The following is a 17,002-nucleotide window of genomic DNA, read 5'->3' as shown; positions in this document are numbered from 1 at the left end:
GCATTAATCATTTAAAAAAATAATAAAGGTGTTATATGCGCTGTCCCCACGCCAAGTTTGGCACTGCTTACCAGACTAATGAACAGTCTGGCCTTACGCTCGTGGAGTTACTGGTTACTGTCAGTATTGCTAGCATTTTAATCACCAGTGCTATACCTTCACTGCTTCATGTTTACCGTAGTTATTTGCTGACGACACAGGCTAATGAAATGCTGGTTATGGTCAATTTCTCACGATCTGTCAGCATTACCCGCAATACATCCGTCAGGTTGTGTCGCACCATATCTGAAGTAAGCACGGGTTGTGTCACCTCATCGGGTGATTGGAAGTATTGGTTGGTGCTAACCAACAGCGGCGAAGTGTTACGACGCGGTGTTCTGCCAGAGGATAAGGGATTAACCCAAACGCTCAACATAACCAACGATACGATTACGTTTGGCGCAGATGGCTTAGCTCGCAGCAATGGCGACCTGATTAATGGCAAGCGCTTCCAGATTCAGGTCGATGCCGATACTGCCGGTGAGTCCCGTTGCCTAACCTTCGGTGCAGGCAGCCGTAGTAATATCATAAAAACAACGGGCAACTGCGCCTCATGAAAATACCTAACCAACATTTCCAACACGGGGTCGGGCTAATCGAAATATTAGTGACCGTCGTGATTTTGTCCGTAGGGTTATTGGGTATCGCTTCGATGCAAACACATGGATTAAAAAATAACAACAGCGCACTGGAACATAGTGTGGCCGTCATACAAAGTTACAGTATCGCTGAAGCAATGCGGGTGACACGTACTGCTGCCCTTGAGGGTGAGTTTAATCTTGGCCTTGATGAAGAGATCGCCACGAATGGCATACGTAACCTTAATAATGCGTCGGTAGACAATCATCAGACACACCCCTTTGCCCAAGCCTCCCTAAATGACTGGCGCTCTAGTCTGCGTGCCTTGTTGGGTGATAGTGCGACGGGTTCAGTCGCTTGTAGCGGACCAAAATGCACGATTATTGTCCAGTGGAATGACGGTCGTGCAACCGCCGGGAAAGATGTCCAAAATATCCAAGTAGAGATTTACTTGTGAAACAACGTGGCTTCAGTTTGATTGAGTTGATGATTTCCATGCTATTAGGGACAGTCTTGATGGCTGGAATCATCAGTGTCTTTGCAGCTAATCGTCAGGTTTACCGTAGTAACGATGGACTGTCTCAATTGCAAGAAAGCGCTCGGATAACGTTTGAAATGCTAGCTCGTGATTTACGCCAGACGGGAGCGGCTCCCTGCGGCAATGCGGATCGTATTGCTAATGTGTTGAAAGATCGTGGTAACAGACCATTATTAAATTGGCTAGGGTTTCAGGGATTTGATCCTACGCAAGACACTATACCGGGCGTGACGACAGGCACTGAGGTTGGGCAACGGGTTCTTGGCAGCAGTGCCATTCTGGTACAAAGCATGGCAGGCTCTGGATTTCCACTGGATAAGCATCTGGCAGCAACAGCCACGATGATGATCGCTTCCACTGCAACCGACATTGCCCAGAACGATATTGTATTAGTCTGTGATATAGAGCAATCATCCTTGTTTCAGGTGAACAGTCTGCTGGTTGCAGGTGGTGAAACAACCCTAACGCACAACGAAGAATCGGGTTCACCGGGTAACTGTTCTCAAGGGTTAGGCTTCCCCACCAATTGCACGACAACGCAGGGAAACCCTTACACTTATCCACCCAATGCCTATATTGGTCGTTTTTATTCCAGCGTTTGGTATGTCGGTAATAATGGGCGCACCAACGAGGGTAATCGTTCACTCTATCGGGCAAGAATGGATAAAGGCAATACCGTTTATGAAGAGATTGTCGCTGGTCTTAGTGGTTTACTCATTGAGTACCATGTACCCAGTGCAGACGCTTGGAGTGATGCCACAGCCATCACCAACTGGCAAGATGTGGATGCACTCAAGCTGACGATTACACTAGTGACGGCAGACACCCATCTTTCTACAAATTCAACGGGGGATGGGCGTTTACAACGCACGATTCCCCACATCGTTGCCTTGAGGAACCGCCTTTGAAAATACCTCATCAACCACGTCAGCCACAACAAGGCGCTACACTCGTTTTTTCACTGATATTCCTTTTGATGGTAACGGTGATGAGCTTGGCGAGCATTCAGGGCGTCAAACTTCAGCAAAGCATGGCAACCAACCTGAATGACCGGGAACTGGCTTTTCAGGCTGCCGAAGCTGCCTTGCGTTCTGTCGAGACAATCCTTGAATCCACCGCGACGACGTTATCGACGATCAATTGCAGCCTCGGCTCTAACATCACCTGTCCACCCGTGCCTGTCAATACCTTTTTGAACGACAATGCAGGCTGGGCAAACATTCCTGACGATTTTCGTACAAATATTGCGACGACAGTGGGTGTGCCGCAATATCACATTCAATTATTGGGGAGTGGTGTCAGTCGCAGTAATATTGGTCAGGACAATAACCTCAATAATACCCAATATGGTGTCAACAACGGGGTTCCTACCGAGCAGTTCTACCGGGTAACTGTCCGTAGCAGCAATCCTGGCATCAGTACTGGTCGTGCCATCGTGGTCTTGCAAACGACCATCAAACGGAATATTTAGCCATGATTCATGCCATTAGGCATTATCGACCACAGGGATGGAAAAGGTTAGCCAGTCTTGGTATCGCCTTATTCTTATCCTCTGCGTCTTACGCAGGGGTCGAGATTTCGCAAGCGCCGCTGGTCGTATCCGGTGGTGTGGCGGATAATCTCGTGTTGTTGCCTTCCGTTGAGTGGCCGACCATCAACAGTGTCGCTAACTTGGGGAATTATGCCCAAAATACAGCATACGTTGGCTACTTCGATGCTGGCAAATGTTATTCCTATCATTATTCCAACACCGAAAGTGATCGGTATTTTTACCCTTCTGACCTAGCTACCAACCATACCTGTTCAACAAGCGAGCAATATTGGAGCGGCAACTTCCTTAACTGGGCGGCGACCCAAACCATCGACCCGTTCCGCTCCAGCATGACGGGTGGGTATCGCGTCAAAGATACCACCACTGAAACATGGCTGGAAAAAGCGCGGCATGATGGTCAAGGTAGTAGCAGCATTTTCCCTGACCGTCGATTGCCAGTTTCTGGTAGCGACAATACCTTGGTTAAGAAAACGACCCCATTCGACAGTTATGTAGTCAGCAGTAAGAAGAAGCAGACGGTCACTGATGTCGATTACATACAGATGAGAATTCAGGGTTTAGGCAATAAAATGCGTTTCAGTCTGAATAACACGAATGCAACCTCAGCCAGCAGCGTCACTGCGTATGACCCCGCTACGCACACACGCACCACAGGCACAGACGCGAGCACCGTGTATGAAATCAGTATCCGCGTGAAGGTGTGTGTGCCGGGAATACTGGAAACCAACTGCGTGGCTTACGGTAACAACTACAAACCGGAAGGTTTGATGCAGGAATATGCCAGCCGCTTACGCTACAGTATTTTTGGGTATTTGAATGACAGCGTGACCTCTAGAGATGGAGCTGCCCTACGTACCAAGCAAAAATCCATCGGACCGATGCTAGCAAATCTGAATAGCGAAGTAGAAGAAGACAATCCGAATAAAGAATGGGATGCTGCAACAGGTATTTTAATCCAAAACCCCGATTCACAAGATGCCGCCGACACCAATACCAAACTCGGCATCAACACGATTAAAGACAGTGGCGCTATCAACTACCTCAATAAATTCGGGCAAATGACCAGCCAAAACCATAAAAGCTACGACCCTGTTGGTGAGATGTATTACGCAGGTCTACGCTATATCCGCAATCTGGGCAATGTTGCTGCGTACTCAACCATCAGCAGCTCGGCTAGCTCAACGGCTAAATATGATTATGCCGATGGTTTCCCTATCATTACCAACTGGGGAGATCCCTATCAAGCGTCCTGCCAAAGCACCGCGTTGTTGGGGATCGGCGACATTAATACGCACAGGGATAAAAACTTACCGGGCAATACCAGCTATCGAACAGATGAACCCACCATGCCCACGGAAGTGGCTGCTGATAACATCAACGTGGTGGCACTGACCAACAAAGTCGGGCAAATGGAAGGGCTGGGCAATATCGGTAACACCAACAGCTTTTCGGGCAGGAACAACTCGGCCTACATGGCGGGCATGGCTTGGTATGCCAACACCAAAGACTTGCGCCCAGAAACTAATATGCCGGGTACACAATCTGCCGCCACTTACTGGGTGGATGTGATGGAAGGACAGGTATTGGGTAGCATGAACGTCAACCAATATGCGCTAGCAGCCAAATACGGCGGGTTTAACGTGCCGGAAGGCGTGGATTTTAACCCGGATACTTGGAGTGGAGCATTGCCTGAGACCTGGTGGTGGACTAACGGACAAACCTTGACCCAGCCCTCTACCGACTTCAAGCGCCCAGATAACTTCTTCATTGCCGGTCAGGCAGCCGAAATGGTGGAAAACCTTAAGTTGGCTTTTGACCGCATCGTCAATGATATCTTGGGGTCTGGCGCATCGCTTGCTTCCGTCTCGTCCAAACTGACCACAGGTAGCCGGATATACCAAACCGTGTATTTCAGCCGTTCATGGAATGGTGATATATACGCCTTTGACATCAATCCGACTACCGGAAAATTTTCCAGCACCTCCACATGGAAAGCCTCACAACAGTTACCCGTCTGGAGTTCACGTAACATATTCATGCGTAATGACAAGCGGTTTCATTGGGATAACTTGAGCACAACCGAAAAAACGGCACTGGGCTCCGCTGAGGTAGTGGACTACTTACGTGGTGACGCATCCCACGAGCAAAAAAACGGTGGGTCATTACGCAACCGCGTCACCCCCCTCGGAGACATGATCCAATCCCAAGCAGTGATTATTGGCAAACCTGATGACAATTTGTATGTTGGCAAAATTTTCAGCGGTGCGGCTGACCACAAGGACTTTGCCGCTGCCAGATCAGGCCGTACAGGAACCCTTTATGTGGGAGGTAATGACGGCATGTTGCACGGCTTTAATGCCCAGACCGGGGAAGAGACTTTCGCCTTTGTCCCCTCAACCACGCTTCCCGCGATGCGAGAGTTGGCAAACAAGGCGTATGAGCATCGGTATTTTGTGGATGGAGAAGTGACAGCCGCCGATATTTACACGCAAGGCGCATGGAAAACCATTCTGTTAGCGACCTTGGGGCGTGGGGGGAAGGCAATCTTTGCGCTGGATGTGACCGACCCTGAAGATGTGAAGTTCCTCTGGGAAAAAAATGTGACTGACATACCCGCCTTAGGCAATAACCTGGGTAAACCCCTGATTGCGCAAACGGCTGATGGCACTTGGCAAGCTGTATTAGGCAACGGCATGAACAGTACCGGCGACAAAGCACAACTGATCATGGTTAATATTGAGACTAAAGACGTGACTGTCATGAATACGGGCGTAGGCAGCAATAATGGCTTAACCGCCGTGGCAGGCTGGAGCGCTTATGGCGATAGCATCGCCACCGATTTTTATGCGGGGGATATGAACGGTAACTTATGGCGCTTCCCTGCTAATGGCAGCAACAACAGTAGCCCAGTCAAACTGTTTACCGCTAAGGATAAAGACAATAATCCCCAACCCATCACCGCCGCGCCATTAAGCGGCAAAGACCCCTTAACAGGCAAGGTATGGGTGTTTTTTGGTACGGGTAAATACCTTGCCGAAGCGGATATTACTACTACCGCCCCGCAAACCTGGTATGGCCTCAAGGATGAAGGAAATCTTATTACCCGTAGCGATTTACTGGAACGGAAAACAGGCGTCGAAGGCGTGCTAGACGGTTACGATGTGCGCGTCATTGAAGCTGGGCTAGCTTCCGACGTTGATGAGTGGAAGGGGTGGTATATTGACTTACCCACGGAGGGTGAGCGTATCGTCGTGCCCAACTTCTTTCAGGCAGATGCTTTGGTTGGAACGTCGCGCATCCCCAATGGCACAGATATTTGTACTCCGACAGGTAAGGGATTCATTATGGCGATCAATCCGTTTCCCGGCGCGCGCTTGGGGCGGGTCTTTTTTGACCTTAATGATGATGCACTGTTCAATGATGAAGACAAACTCACCATTGATGAAATCCCAACCATTGTGTCCGGTGTCGGTTTCGGGAGCAGCCCACATAACCCCATTTTCATTGATAACTTGATGCAAGTCGTCAGTGATAACGGCTCTATTGCGGGCATCCTTACTCAAGGTTTTTCAGGTGTACCTACCCGGACATCCTGGCGTGAAATTATTAATCAATAAAAGGCAATCCATGCAATTTCCTATACATCCTAAAGCCCGTGGCTTTACCTTGATCGAACTCATGATCACCGTGACCATTGTTGCGATCCTCGCGGGTCTGGCATACCCGTCTTACACTGCTTATGTCACCAAAAGCTACCGTAGTACAGCCAAAGCCTGTCTGCTGGAATACGCCCAATTCATGGAACGCTTTTACGCCAGTAACTTTGCCTACGACAAAGACAGTGCAGGCACCGCCATAAGTCTTCCGACGCTAGCGTGTTCTACCCAAAGCAATATGAACCAGCGGTATGCCTTTAGTATGGATACACTGGCAGCAAAAACATACCGGGTCGTGGCAACGCCACTGGGTATCCAGCTTACGCTGGATACCCAGTGTGGGATATTAACCATTGATCAGATGGATACACGCAACGCCAGTGGTACAAGTGGTGTCAGTGGGTGCTGGTAACAAGCAAGTCTGACACACACATCATCTCCCTTACTGCAACGCCTTACTCACATGCCCTGCAAACGTCTCAGCAGGCATAAACCCAACCTGACGGAACGGGCGCAATTCCTCGCCATCCTTGTTGAAAAACAGGATGGCAGGCGGCCCCACAATCTGGAACTGCTTCAGCAACGCCTTGGTTTCATCCGTGGTTTTGGTCACATCTGCCTTCACCAGAATGACATTGCGTAACAACGCCTGCACCGCCGGGTCGCTAAAGGTGTATTTTTCCATTTCCTTGCAGGTCACACACCAGTCAGCATAAAAGTCCACCATTACTGGCTGGCCTTTGCCATCCTTGACCGCTTGCTGTAACTCCGCCAGCGTTTTCACCGTATTGAACTGCAAGTTGGAAGTAGCAGCACCACCGCCCGCCGCATTAGCAACCCCGCCCTGCCCGACACTCAAGCCCTTTAACGGCTGCCACAAGCCACCGCTGCCGGTAGCACTGCCCACCATCAATAAGCTGCCGTACAACAGCAACATGATGCCCGAACCTTTCAAGAATTTGCGCCAGCCATTGGTGTTTTCCGGTAAATGCGTCAAGGCACCGAGGAAAATTGCCGAAATCATGAACAGCGCCGCCCACAGCAACAAGGACACGGATTCGGGCAGGATACGTTCCAGCATCCAAATCGCTACCGCCAGCATCATCACGCCGAAAACCGCTTTGATCGCTTCCATCCACATGCCTGCACGCGGCAACCATTGACCGGCAGATGTGCCTACCAACAACAGCGGAATCCCCATGCCAATACTCAAAGCAAATAAGGCCATGCCACCCAGCACCGCATCCCCGGTTTGCCCGATATAAATCAACGCCCCTGCCAGCGGCGCTGCCACACACGGCCCGACAATCAGCGCCGATAACGCGCCCATGATGGCGACGCCAATCAAGCTGCCGCCTTCTTGTTTATTACTGAGGTTATTCAAACGGCTCTGGATGCCGGAAGGCATTTGCAATTCGTAAAATCCGAACATCGACAAGGCCAGCAGCACGAAAATCGCACTAAACGTCCCCAATACCCACGGGTTCTGGAACATCGCTTGCAGGTTTTCCCCAAACAGCCCCGCCAGCACGCCCGCGACGGTGTAAGTCAACGCCATTGCCAGCACATAAACCAGCGAGAGGATAAAGGCTTTGCGCCCGGTCATATTCTTCTGCCCGACAATAATGCCCGAAAGGATGGGGATCATCGGGAATACACACGGGGTAAACGCCAGCAATAAACCAAACCCCAAAAAGCCCAACAGGGTCAGCAATACATTGCCACCGGCAAGGCTTGCGGCGATTTCATCCTGCTCCGATAACATGGGGGCAGCGTCTTTAGGGACAGCAGACGCGACGGCTTCCGGCATCTTGGTTTCAGCCCACGTAACCGTCGCTTGCTGCCCGGCGGCGGGCGCGGGTAATATCACCTTGAAGGCTTTGAGTTCTGGTGGGTAACACAATACACCTTCCGCGCAGCCTTGCCAGCCCAGTTCCAGCACAAAGCTGCCTGCTTTGCCCGCACTGGTGCGCTGCACAGGCAAGCGGATGTCGGCAACATTATGCACCGCTTCGATCTTGCCAAAGAATTCGTCCTGCTTGACTTGAGCTTCCGGCAGTTGCGGCGCACCTACCGTGACACCCTGCGCATCAAACACTTTAACGAGAAATTTGTTTTTATACAGGTAATGGTCAGGGGCAATCACCCACTGCAAGCGCAAGGTCTCGCCTTCCAGCGTGGGTTTCCCCAAAGCGAAAGCCTGTTCGGATGGCAAGCTTTCATCGCCAAAATCAAATGCAGCCGTATCCGCAGCACTGACTCGCCCCCCCACTACCACCAACAAGCAGCATAGCGCCAACACGCCATAACGCAGGTAACGGGACAATACCTGTTGCATACCCATATCTACCTCTCCTCAAACCGTCTAATAATAAGCATAATTACGTGAGTGTATTGTAATTGGATGCAAATTGTCAGAACACCGAAAAATTGACCTGAATCATTCCAGCTCTGAGCAATCCACCACATGATAAGCCAGCCCACCAACAGGAGTAAGCCCATGCAGCCTTATAAACACATCCTTGTGCCGGTCGATTTTACCAGAATCAGCAATACCATCGTAGCGCGTGCCAATGAGCTAGCGAACTTTTACCAAGCCAAACTATTCCTCCTGAATGTGCTGGAAGATGTATCACTTGGTAACGTGGCCTTCGGTGGCACTGCCAAGCTGACCATGCACCCCACCATGAAACAGAATCAGGCCGATATTGCCGTGGAAAAACTCCGCAAACTCGCCAACAACCTAGGGGTTTCTGCTAATGTCGCGCTGGAAACCACCTACACCAACGGCAAACCCGGCGAAGCCATCATCCAATTCGTCAAGGACAAGGGCATTGATCTGGTCGTGGTGGGCAATAGCGGCAAGAAAAGCGTGCTGGGTTTCATGGGTTCCACCGCTGAAGCTACCCTCAAAGGCGTTCCCTGTGATGTAATGGCAATCCGAATAATGGACTAAGCCCTACTTCATGCTCGAAACAATCCTGCGCATTTTCAGCATCATATTTCCGGTGTTTGCCTGCTCTGCGCTGGGCGCTGCGTATGGCTATTACCGCCGCCCTGACATGGCGGTGGTTAATCGCATTAATATGGAATTTTTCGCGCCCTTTCTGGTGTTCTGGGCGTTGATGGACAAGCCTTTCGATTTTCTGGCTTTTCGCGATCTGGCGATTGGCGGGGTGGCTGTGGTGCTGGGTTCTGGGCTATTGCTGTTGCCGCTGGCGTGGTTGTTACGCATCAACCTGAAAACTTTTTTGCCGCCGATGATGTTCAATAACTCCGGCAATATGGGTATCCCATTGGTGCTGTTTGCCTTTGGGGAACAAGCCTTGCAAGCCGCTATCGTGCTGTTCATTATTGAGATGGTGCTGCATTTCACCGTTGGTTTTTATATTCTCAATCACCGCACCAACCCGCTGCAATTGCTGAAAATGCCAATGATTCAGGCCACTATTCTGGGGTTGTTATGCAGCAGTTTGCACATTACCTTGCCAGATGCGCTGGCGAATACTGTCAAGTTGCTGGGGCAAGTTTCCGTGCCCTTGCTGCTGTTTTCGCTAGGGGTGCGCTTGCTGGATGTGAATTTCCGCGACTGGAAACTGGGCACCCTGGGGGCGATTGCCGGGCCTGCGGCAGGGGTGGCGAGCGTCTTCCTGATCACGCCATTGCTAGATTTAAACACGACCCAATACGCGCAATTGCTGATTTTCGCAGCGCTGCCGCCTGCGGTGCTGAACGTATTGGTAGCAGAACAATATCAGCAAGAACCTGACCGGGTGGCATCCATTGTATTGCTGGGCAACCTCGCCAGTTTGATCATTATGCCTGCCGTGCTGTGGTTCGCGTTGCCCCATTAACGGCTAGGCAACTTTACTACTTGAATACCGTCTAAATTCACAATAGCATGTAGCTATAAATGAGCGCCCGCTAGCGCCTGTACAAAGGAGGATTTGAACGTGTTACGTAGTGTTTTATTAACGGGGCTACTGTCCCTGACCTTATCCAGCCCCACTGTTCTGGCAGAAGATGCGCCGGTAACAGCCCCCAACGCTTCACTGGCCGATAAGCCAGCCGATGCTGAAACCACCAAACCAACCGAAACGGCGGCTGACCCTGCCAAGGTTGAAATCCGCGACTCTGCGCAATTCTTCGACGAAACCTTCAATGATATGCAGGATGAACTCGAAACCGCCAAAGCCGACGGCAAAAAAGGCGTGCTGATGATGTTCGAGATGGATGAGTGCCCTTTCTGCCAACGCATGAAAAACACTGTCCTCAACCGTAGCGACATTCAGGACTACTACAAAGAAAACTTCCGCATTGTCACTGTCGATATTGAAGGCGATGTAGAGCTGACTAATTTCCAAGGTGAAACCACTACCCAGAAAGACTTTTCCCTGAAAGAATTCCGGGTACGCGCAACACCGGTCTTCCAGTTCATCGGGCTGGATGGCAAACCGGTGAAAAACGGGCGGCTGACGGGTGCAACCAAGGACTCCGCCGAATTCATGCTGTTTGGCAAATACGTTGCTGACAAAAAGAATGAGGAAACCCCATTCTCTAAATTCAAGCGCGAACCAACAGGTGATGCGACCACGGGTGACACAGCGAAAGCCGATGATGCGAAGAGTTAAGCTAGCGCTTGCCGCGTTCTTACTCACACCCTTCGCCTACGCTGCTGACGTTCCAGACCCTATCAGTCTGGAACAGGCACTCAATTACGCCGAAGGCCACCCACGTAGCCAGCTTGCGCCAGACATTGCGCAACGTTATCCAGAACCATTACCGCTGTATCTGGATTGCCATAGCCTGGCTTACAACAATAATACCAGCCCCGACAACCAGCGTGACCGTTCCGTAAGCGTACTGATTTCACCGCTTGAAAAACAGCGGCTGGACATCATGGAACGTTTTTTCGATGTATTGCTGGCGGACTCCAGCTCCGTGCGTGACAGCGAAAACATGGCGGTGTATTACATCCCCCTTGACCGCACCCGTACCCGCATGGAGTTGAAAGAGTTCTCCGAGCTGGATGTGGCAAAGCTGGATGCCGAATACCAAATAGTGCGCCAGCAAAGCGCTGCCAGTACGGCATCGCAACGCCTGACCCGTTCGCTGTTGGCGCAAGCCATCAACAACCCGCAAACACTGCCTCGTGACCTCAATCCACTCAACTTCGGTACTTTTCCAGCCACGATGCCAGCGTTGGATGAACTGGTCGAAACCAGCTTGAAAAACAACAAATGGCTCAAGGAAAGGCGTGATGATGCCAGTGCTGATGAACGCGCGGTTATTGACATGACCTTACGCCAGCAACTCATCGAATTGCTGCTGCGGCTGGATATTTTCAAGGTTGCCGAAGCACGTTCCCAGTCTGAAATTTCATGGCGCGACTACTATCTGGAGCTGAGCCGTACCCTGTACGAACAGGAGGTTAAATCCGATTTGGGTGATGCCATGACTCAGCAAAGCAAAGCCCGCTTGCAACAACAACAAATCCAGTTTTGCCGCGCCCTAACGTTTGCCCAACTCAATGCCCTGCAAGGCAACCCCCTGTGGCCATTGCCGCAACCCGAAAAGAAAGAGGAAAAGCCCGAATGAGACCAGTTCCGCCAAGCATCCGGCTCCTTTTACCTGCGTTATTGCTGTGCAGCCTGCCCGCCCACGCACTGGAACTCAAAGGGCGTTTAGAGTGGGTGCACAAGGTTGAGATGCGCATTGTCGAAAATGGCGTGGTAGAGCAAGTCAACATCACCGCCGGGCAACACGTCAACAAGGACGAGCTGCTGTTACGCATGGATCAGCGCAAGCAAAAAGCCAGCCTGCTCGAAGCCCGCGCCCGCGTTGCCCGCGCCAAACTCAGCATGGAAGATGCCGAACGTGAACAAGCCCGTACCCAGGAATTGTTTGACCGTGGCCTGATTGCCGAAGAAGAACTCAAGGATGGCGAACTCAAACAGGCTGTTGCCACCACCGAACTGGAATCCGCCAAAGCTGCTGAAGAAGCCGCGCAAGTCGCCTTGGGCTTCACCGAACTCAAAGCGCCATTTTCTGGCGTTATTGCTGCCAATACCGCCTGGCAAGGTGCGGTCATTTTCGCCGCCAAGCAGGATCAGCCCCTGATCAGCCTCGCGCCGGATGACCAAATGCTGGCAAGGGTACTGGTGACGGCGGATATGTTGCGCCGCTACCCGGTGGGTACTTCCGCGCAAATACTCATGAATGGTGGCTCCCGCAATGGCAAGGTTTACAGCCAAGGCGTGGAAGCGGTCAGAATTGAGCCGGAAGGCGCGATTTACGAACTCGATATTATCTTCAAGCGCAATGCCAAGGAATTGTTGAGGCCGTCGGAAGCGGTGAAGGTGATGTTGCCTTAATCAGGCAGCCAGCCCCAATTTGAAGTGGGTTTCTATTTCGTCCCAAGGAACGAACACCAGCCCGTTTTTGTCTTTTTGTACCAGCCCCAATTCATGCAGAGTTTGAATGTCGGTGTGCACATTTTTGTAATCGCGCCCTAACAGTTGTGCCAATTGGTTGATGTTTTGCTCGCCGCGCCGCTTTAATACATCCAACAACTCCCAACGCTTGGGAGTGAATGCCCGCTTGACTACTCCCCACGGCTAAAGCCGGGGGATTCCTAATTCACCGAGAACAGGACGACGACACCGAAATGCCATCGCCACTAACATTCTCTCCAAAGGCTAACACCGCCAGCCCGGCGGCTAAAATGTTACGTGCTGCATTCACGTCACGGTCGTGGGTTGTGCCGCATTCGGGGCACTCCCACGATCGCACGTCCAGCGGCATGTTTTCTTTCACGAACCCACAGCAGGAACAGCGTTTAGTGGACGGGAAGAATCTCCCTATCTCAACGTATGTCCTCCCGTACCAGCCAGCTTTGTACGCAAGCTGGCGAGTGAACTCACCCCAACTTGCATCCGCAATGTGCTTGGCTAACGTTGGGTTCTTAATCATGTTCTTCACGGCGAGGTTTTCAGCACAAACCACTTGGTTCTCGTTAATCAGTTTGCGGGACAACTTGTGCAAGTTGTCCGAACGGTCATCGGAAATTTTCGCGTGAACACGGGCGACCTTGCGTTTAGCTTTCAACCGGTTCTTGCTGCCGAGTGTCTTCTTGGCAAGACGGCGTTGGTACTTCGCGAGTTTAGCCGCGTGTTGTGCGGTGTGGCGGGGATTACCGGATTTAAAACCGTCAGAGGTAACGAACAAATCCTTGATGCCCACGTCAATGCCTGCCTTTTTATCGGTGACGGGCAACAGCGTGGGTTCAAATTCACACAAGCAAGACACAAAATAGCGTCCGGCCTGATCTTTGGAAACAGTAACCGTGGTGGGGTCAGCCGGAAGTGCCTGACTCCACTTGATATTCAGCGGTTTATCGCACTTCGCCAGTTTCAATTCACCGTCACGGTAGCTGAACGCGCGGTACGTGAATTCAGCCGATTGGCGGTGCTTTTTAGATTTGAAGACAGGGTATTTTGCCCGACCTTCAAAGAAGTTTTTGAACGCCGTTTGCTGATTCCTCAAGCATTGTTGCAGCGGAACACTGGAAACGTCGTTCAGGAAAGTAGCTTCAGGCAGTTTTTTGATGGCAGTCAGTTGGGAACTCGCTTTCGTGTACCCAACTTTTTCCTGAGCCTGATAGTAGGCATCCGTGCGGTAACGCAAGATGCTGTTGTAAACGTAGCGCACACAACCGAACGTCTGAGCCAGCAACGTTTCTTGTTGTGGGTCTGGGTAGAATCGGAATTGGTAGGCGCGTTTAGTTTTCATTATTCACAAAATATCGTATATTTCGTGAAGAGTCAACAACCGAAGATAGCAAACCAAACGGAGGAGCGAGAAGAGGGTCGGCTGTCGCCGACGCGCTATCCCTCCCCATGCCTAAAGGCAGGGGTATCTCGCGCACGACTGATGAAGCCAGCCATGCTTTCAAAACTCAAGCGGTTGACGGGGCTGGCGGGTTTGCCGCTTTTCCAGACTTCCATGAAATCTTGTAGCGCGTCCTCTGCTGTGCCGATGTAGACCAATAGTGTTTTATCGTTCATTTCTTGTCCTCCGAATTAGAGAAGCCTGTTTTAGGCACAAGTTGTTCATGATACCATCATTAATCTGATGAATTATTCACAACGAATTTATGGGGATAAACAAATGAAGGGCTGGGTTTATGTCATTTCCAACAAGGCTATGCCGGGTATCATTAAAGTTGGCTACTCGAACAAAGACCCAAAAGAACGCGCTGCCGAACTTGGTACTGGCGCACCGCATCCCTACAAAGTCGAATATGAAATACTCATAGACAACCCTAAACAGGTTGAGAAACTGGCTCATGACATGCTGGCTTTCGTCAACGCAGGGAAAGAATGGTTTGAATGTGATTTATCCATAGCTCTGAAAGCGATCAAGAAAGTTTGTGAAAACAGGACAGTGTATTTTGAGCATAAGCCCACTACAGAACAACCCGCGCTCACCACGATGGTGAATGAAAAGGCACAACCACATACGCCGCAGAACCTCGCGTTATTCCCACTGATACACAACCATAAAACCATACCTCATCAAAATGAAGCAGAAACCAAGTACACACTTGCATGTCAATACGACACAGGCAATAGGGTACGTAAAAATCTGAAAGAAGCATACCGCTTGTTTGTAGAAGCAGCAAATCTAGGACATACCTTAGCTCAAGTTGCGGCTGGCAAAGCACACTTGACGGGGCGGGGAGCAGAAAAAGACGAATATCAGGCAATCCCCTTTATGTTATCAGCCGCTAATAAACTAAATGCAGAAGCTCAGTATCACCTTGGTAAGCTCGCCTACATGGAGTACCTCAAACCAGCACAGCGCAACGGTATGAACCACGAAAAATTTAGCTTTTCAATAATCAAGCAATCTGCTGAACAAGGTTATGCACCAGCGCAATGCGAACTTGGCGCACATTACTCACTCGCCAATAAACATGAATTATCGTTCAACAGCTACAAAGCCGCTGCGGAACAAGGTCATGCTCAATCCTGTCGGTATTTAGCCGATTGCTATCTTGACGGGCGAGGGTCTAAAAGAGATTTGAATTTGGCACATCACTGGTACACAGTGGCAGCAAATGGCAAAGATAAAACAGCTATAAAGCGATTAAGTAACTGGGAAGAACACGCTTCTCAATTCTATCCAGAAGAGTAAGAGTTTTTGGAGTGGGTAATCAACCGCTTACACCCACCCTGCTGCCTCCTGCAAAACATCCAGCAAATTTGGCTTGTTATGAGCGATGACAGTATCCCGCGTGTGTTTGTGATGCGGAAAAGTAGGCAATGCCGGAAAATGCGGTGTGTCATCGTAACGAAACATCAAGACATTGGCATCATTCTGAAAATGGTAGCGGTATCCTAACGTGACAAGTGTGCTTTCTTCTGCCACCACTGCCTCGTTGATTTCAAGCAAGTAACCACTATCGAATCGCAGGCGAATACGCACATTTGCCCGTTCTGCTGTCAGAATTTCTTCGGCGTAGCTCTCTGCGTATGCGGGTAACTTTGCAACAGCAACCTCCAGCGAATTCAGGTATTTCTCCAGCAAATCATGCAGCCGCACGGAGCACCCTCTCCAACTGTTGACGAAGAGCTAAATAGTGCTGATAGTCGTTCGACCACTCAACAAAGGTAGCATCATCCGCTAATTGCCCCTTACGGTAACGGTCGATAAAGGCTTCTGAATCCATATGCTGTTGATTTTCATAAAGGCTCAAGCGCTTACTCACTGCAACCAAAGCATCCAGCGGTGAGGTGTAAAAGACTCGTTGTTTGCGCATACCAAACTCCTGCTATTAGCTTTTTATGTTGTCATCTTAGCATGGAAAAACGGGCAAATCCGAGGTCAATCCAAACGCTGCAAATACGCCGCCCCGCCAATCGAACGCATCTGCCGCATGATCCGGCTTTGGCGGGCACGCACATACCCAGAAGGTTTTACCACGCTGTATTTACTCGGCGCAGGCAACACTGCCGCCAGCAACGCCGCATCCGCCGCGCCCAGCTTCCCCACGGGTTTACGCAACAAATTCTGGCTCGCCGCGCCTACCCCGTAATCCGCTTTGCTGAACTGCGCGGTATTCAGGTAAACCTCCAAAATCCGCTCTTTCGACCAAAACACTTCCATCAGGCTGGCAATACCCCATTCCAGCCCCTTGCGCACATAACTGCGGCCTTCCCACAGGAACAGGTTTTTCGCCAATTGCTGGGTAATGGTACTGCCGCCGCCTTTGCCGCGCCCACGCATTTCCGCCTGAATCGCGGCCTGCGTCGCCACCATATCAATGCCCCAATGCTCGGCGAAACGCTGATCTTCCGAAGCAATCACCGCGATTTGCATCTGGCGCGGAATCTGATCCAGACTCACCCAGTCATGACGCACGAAAGACGTTTCCGCACTAAAGACCGCCACCACATCCTGCCGCAACATAAACGCGGAAGTCGGCACCGGCACCCAGCGGAAAATCAGCAGCCACACGCACAAAGCTAACAGCAATAGCAACGGGATACGCCACAGCCAGTGCGCCCAGTGCTTGGATTGTCCTATCATCAAGAGGTCATACAGTTTCATAATGCCGCGCATTATGTCACAACA

18 protein-coding genes and 1 pseudogene are annotated in these 17,002 nt (G+C 50.8%); 12 read left to right on the top strand and 7 right to left on the bottom strand.

Features of this window, described 5'->3' with window-relative positions:
- The first annotated feature begins 35 nt into the window (after positions 1–35).
- The 6 genes from J9253_RS02780 to J9253_RS02755 are packed head-to-tail and all read left to right on the top strand — an operon-like array spanning position 36 to position 6,776.
- The gene (locus J9253_RS02780; RefSeq protein WP_210224517.1) at positions 36–596 is read left to right on the top strand and encodes a GspH/FimT family pseudopilin; all 561 of its coding nucleotides are present in this window, start codon (positions 36–38) and stop codon (positions 594–596) included.
- A complete protein-coding gene (pilV, locus tag J9253_RS02775) occupies positions 593–1,075 on the top strand; it encodes a type IV pilus modification protein PilV (RefSeq protein WP_210223208.1) in 483 nt (160 codons plus the stop codon). The genes J9253_RS02780 and pilV overlap by 4 nt, the downstream gene beginning before the upstream one ends.
- Entirely contained in the window at positions 1,072–2,064 is a 993-nt protein-coding gene (locus tag J9253_RS02770; protein ID WP_210223207.1) for a PilW family protein, read from the top strand. Before pilV ends, J9253_RS02770 begins: the two co-directional genes overlap by 4 nt.
- Complete coding sequence (locus J9253_RS02765; RefSeq protein WP_210223206.1) at positions 2,061–2,627, top strand: pilus assembly PilX family protein; 567 nt, start codon at positions 2,061–2,063, stop codon at positions 2,625–2,627. Before J9253_RS02770 ends, J9253_RS02765 begins: the two co-directional genes overlap by 4 nt.
- 2 nt (positions 2,628–2,629) lie before the next feature.
- Positions 2,630–6,325 (top strand): pilus assembly protein, encoded by a 3,696-nt coding sequence (locus J9253_RS02760; RefSeq protein ID WP_210223205.1) that lies wholly within the window; start codon positions 2,630–2,632, stop codon positions 6,323–6,325.
- 10 nt (positions 6,326–6,335) lie between these two features.
- Entirely contained in the window at positions 6,336–6,776 is a 441-nt protein-coding gene (locus tag J9253_RS02755; RefSeq protein ID WP_210223204.1) for a type IV pilin protein, read from the top strand.
- Between the two features lie 30 nt (positions 6,777–6,806).
- Here the strand turns inward: J9253_RS02755 and dsbD are convergent, their stop codons facing one another.
- Positions 6,807–8,708, bottom strand: coding sequence for a protein-disulfide reductase DsbD (dsbD, locus tag J9253_RS02750; protein ID WP_210223203.1), 1,902 nt, complete (start codon positions 8,706–8,708; stop codon positions 6,807–6,809).
- A gap of 156 nt (positions 8,709–8,864) precedes the next feature.
- Between dsbD and J9253_RS02745 the strand changes: the two genes are divergently transcribed.
- From J9253_RS02745 to J9253_RS02725, 5 genes are all read left to right on the top strand, one after another.
- Positions 8,865–9,320 carry a universal stress protein gene (locus J9253_RS02745; protein ID WP_210223202.1) on the top strand — a complete coding sequence of 152 codons (456 nt, stop codon included), beginning with the start codon at positions 8,865–8,867 and terminating at the stop codon, positions 9,318–9,320.
- Between the two features lie 10 nt (positions 9,321–9,330).
- Entirely contained in the window at positions 9,331–10,218 is an 888-nt protein-coding gene (locus tag J9253_RS02740; RefSeq protein ID WP_210223201.1) for an AEC family transporter, read from the top strand.
- Between the two features lie 99 nt (positions 10,219–10,317).
- Positions 10,318–10,995: a thioredoxin family protein gene (locus J9253_RS02735; RefSeq protein ID WP_210223200.1), complete on the top strand. Its 678-nt coding sequence runs from the start codon at positions 10,318–10,320 to the stop codon at positions 10,993–10,995.
- Positions 10,979–11,962 (top strand): TolC family protein, encoded by a 984-nt coding sequence (locus J9253_RS02730; protein ID WP_210223199.1) that lies wholly within the window; start codon positions 10,979–10,981, stop codon positions 11,960–11,962. Before J9253_RS02735 ends, J9253_RS02730 begins: the two co-directional genes overlap by 17 nt.
- Positions 11,959–12,738 carry an efflux RND transporter periplasmic adaptor subunit gene (locus J9253_RS02725; RefSeq protein ID WP_210223198.1) on the top strand — a complete coding sequence of 260 codons (780 nt, stop codon included), beginning with the start codon at positions 11,959–11,961 and terminating at the stop codon, positions 12,736–12,738. The genes J9253_RS02730 and J9253_RS02725 overlap by 4 nt, the downstream gene beginning before the upstream one ends.
- Here the strand turns inward: J9253_RS02725 and J9253_RS02720 are convergent.
- The 3 genes and pseudogenes from J9253_RS02720 to J9253_RS02710 form a co-directional block, all read right to left on the bottom strand.
- A pseudogene (locus J9253_RS02720) lies at positions 12,739–12,957 on the bottom strand (HVO_A0114 family putative DNA-binding protein); the annotation flags it as partial.
- 46 nt (positions 12,958–13,003) lie between these two features.
- Positions 13,004–14,155, bottom strand: coding sequence for an RNA-guided endonuclease InsQ/TnpB family protein (locus J9253_RS02715; RefSeq protein WP_210221241.1), 1,152 nt, complete (start codon positions 14,153–14,155; stop codon positions 13,004–13,006).
- A gap of 95 nt (positions 14,156–14,250) precedes the next feature.
- Positions 14,251–14,430, bottom strand: a complete 180-nt coding sequence (locus J9253_RS02710; protein ID WP_210223196.1) for a hypothetical protein — start codon at positions 14,428–14,430, stop codon at positions 14,251–14,253.
- A 67-nt stretch (positions 14,431–14,497) separates the two neighbouring features.
- On the opposite strand from J9253_RS02710, the gene J9253_RS02705 reads away from it, so the two are divergent.
- Positions 14,498–15,562, top strand: a complete 1,065-nt coding sequence (locus tag J9253_RS02705; protein WP_210223195.1) for a GIY-YIG nuclease family protein — start codon at positions 14,498–14,500, stop codon at positions 15,560–15,562.
- A 27-nt stretch (positions 15,563–15,589) separates the two neighbouring features.
- On the opposite strand, the gene tumE is transcribed toward J9253_RS02705, so the two are convergent.
- The 3 genes from tumE to mtgA form a co-directional block, all read right to left on the bottom strand.
- Complete coding sequence (gene tumE, locus J9253_RS02700) at positions 15,590–15,970, bottom strand: toxin TumE (protein WP_210223194.1); 381 nt, start codon at positions 15,968–15,970, stop codon at positions 15,590–15,592.
- Positions 15,957–16,187: an antitoxin TumA gene (gene tumA / locus J9253_RS02695; protein ID WP_210223193.1), complete on the bottom strand. Its 231-nt coding sequence runs from the start codon at positions 16,185–16,187 to the stop codon at positions 15,957–15,959. Before tumA ends, tumE begins: the two co-directional genes overlap by 14 nt.
- A 65-nt stretch (positions 16,188–16,252) precedes the next feature.
- The gene (gene mtgA / locus J9253_RS02690) at positions 16,253–16,978 is read right to left on the bottom strand and encodes a monofunctional biosynthetic peptidoglycan transglycosylase (RefSeq protein ID WP_210223192.1); all 726 of its coding nucleotides are present in this window, start codon (positions 16,976–16,978) and stop codon (positions 16,253–16,255) included.
- Between the last annotated feature and the right edge of the window lie 24 nt (positions 16,979–17,002).

The sequence above is a fragment of the Thiothrix litoralis genome (assembly GCF_017901135.1).
GTDB classification, from domain to species: domain Bacteria; phylum Pseudomonadota; class Gammaproteobacteria; order Thiotrichales; family Thiotrichaceae; genus Thiothrix; species Thiothrix litoralis.
The sequence above is the reverse complement of the archived record's forward strand: the minus strand, read 5'-3'. Positions and strand labels throughout refer to the sequence as shown.

What these genes read in the sequence shown, in the direction of transcription:
- pilV (WP_210223208.1), top strand. Translation starts at nt 593, where the DNA reads ATGAAAATACCTAACCAACATTTCCAACACGGGGTCGGGCTAATCGAA.
- J9253_RS02760 (WP_210223205.1), top strand. Translation starts at nt 2,630, where the DNA reads ATGATTCATGCCATTAGGCATTATCGACCACAGGGATGGAAAAGGTTA.
- J9253_RS02745 (WP_210223202.1), top strand. Translation starts at nt 8,865, where the DNA reads ATGCAGCCTTATAAACACATCCTTGTGCCGGTCGATTTTACCAGAATC.
- J9253_RS02705 (WP_210223195.1), top strand. Translation starts at nt 14,498, where the DNA reads ATGAATTATTCACAACGAATTTATGGGGATAAACAAATGAAGGGCTGG.
- J9253_RS02710 (WP_210223196.1), bottom strand. Translation starts at nt 14,430, where the DNA reads ATGAACGATAAAACACTATTGGTCTACATCGGCACAGCAGAGGACGCG.
- J9253_RS02780 (WP_210224517.1), top strand. Translation starts at nt 36, where the DNA reads ATGCGCTGTCCCCACGCCAAGTTTGGCACTGCTTACCAGACTAATGAA.
- tumA (WP_210223193.1), bottom strand. Translation starts at nt 16,187, where the DNA reads ATGCGCAAACAACGAGTCTTTTACACCTCACCGCTGGATGCTTTGGTT.
- J9253_RS02740 (WP_210223201.1), top strand. Translation starts at nt 9,331, where the DNA reads ATGCTCGAAACAATCCTGCGCATTTTCAGCATCATATTTCCGGTGTTT.
- J9253_RS02725 (WP_210223198.1), top strand. Translation starts at nt 11,959, where the DNA reads ATGAGACCAGTTCCGCCAAGCATCCGGCTCCTTTTACCTGCGTTATTG.
- dsbD (WP_210223203.1), bottom strand. Translation starts at nt 8,708, where the DNA reads ATGGGTATGCAACAGGTATTGTCCCGTTACCTGCGTTATGGCGTGTTG.
- J9253_RS02755 (WP_210223204.1), top strand. Translation starts at nt 6,336, where the DNA reads ATGCAATTTCCTATACATCCTAAAGCCCGTGGCTTTACCTTGATCGAA.
- J9253_RS02715 (WP_210221241.1), bottom strand. Translation starts at nt 14,155, where the DNA reads ATGAAAACTAAACGCGCCTACCAATTCCGATTCTACCCAGACCCACAA.
- J9253_RS02730 (WP_210223199.1), top strand. Translation starts at nt 10,979, where the DNA reads ATGATGCGAAGAGTTAAGCTAGCGCTTGCCGCGTTCTTACTCACACCC.
- mtgA (WP_210223192.1), bottom strand. Translation starts at nt 16,978, where the DNA reads ATGAAACTGTATGACCTCTTGATGATAGGACAATCCAAGCACTGGGCG.